The organism is Arsenophonus sp. ENCA, from assembly GCF_002287155.1.
GTDB lineage: Bacteria > Pseudomonadota > Gammaproteobacteria > Enterobacterales > Enterobacteriaceae > Arsenophonus > Arsenophonus nilaparvatae.
On record NZ_NHNG01000361.1, the window covers coordinates 1 to 799 of the forward strand.

Genomic DNA, 799 nt, shown 5'->3' on the forward strand with positions numbered 1-799 from the left:
AAATCTTGAATCAGCGAAAGAGCATGGTTGAACCTGTGTTTTCAGCATTGCGGGGAATTCAGGGTTTGGAACGTTTCCGGCGTAAGGGATTATTAGCGGTAAAGCTCGAATTTACCCTGCATGCAATGGCCTATAACTTATCAAGAGCGGTTGCTCTGATATTATGGATGATTTTCAGTCTATTATTTGTACAAACTAAAATCAGAAAAAGAGAAAATCTGCACGGTGGGATATTGTTGAAAAAAAAATTCCACCCCTTTTGCGACAGCCTCTTTACGAGGCTGTCGCAAAAGCTCATGTTATCGATTAAAATTTGCTTTATTCGTTTTAAACGCAGATCTTTTATGACCGTATTTACTCGCAAACTGGAATCGCCATCTCACACCAAACGTAAGTTTGTCAAAGCGCAAAATCTACCTATCTTGGAGGGTTCTGTTTCCCTTTGCGATTATCTCAAGCAAATTGGTGAACGTAGGGCATTTATTGTCACAGAGATTTTGGATGAACAAGACTGGGTACCTTTCGAACGCTGTTATTCTTCAACAGGTAGAGCGCCGTATTCTCCTCGTTCAATGATGGGAATTTTGCTTTATGGGATCATGAAAGGGCATAGTTCGCTCAGAGCACTTGAAAATCTGGCGCGTTTAGATTTGGGATGTATTTTTGTCAGCAATGGCGTGACACCTGATCATGCCAGCCTTGGACGTTTCATTTATCAACATCAGACTGTCCTGACGGGCAGTTTTTTTAAAGAACTTACATTATCCGTTTTTCTTCGTACCCAATCTGGGGTTTCCTG

At 41.3% G+C, this 799-nt stretch carries 1 protein-coding gene; it reads left to right on the forward strand.

Annotated elements, in window-relative coordinates:
• Positions 1-23: 23 nt before the first annotated feature.
• On the forward strand, positions 24-799 hold a 776-nt coding region (locus CBG25_RS09525; RefSeq protein ID WP_290606262.1), incomplete at its 3' end, for a transposase.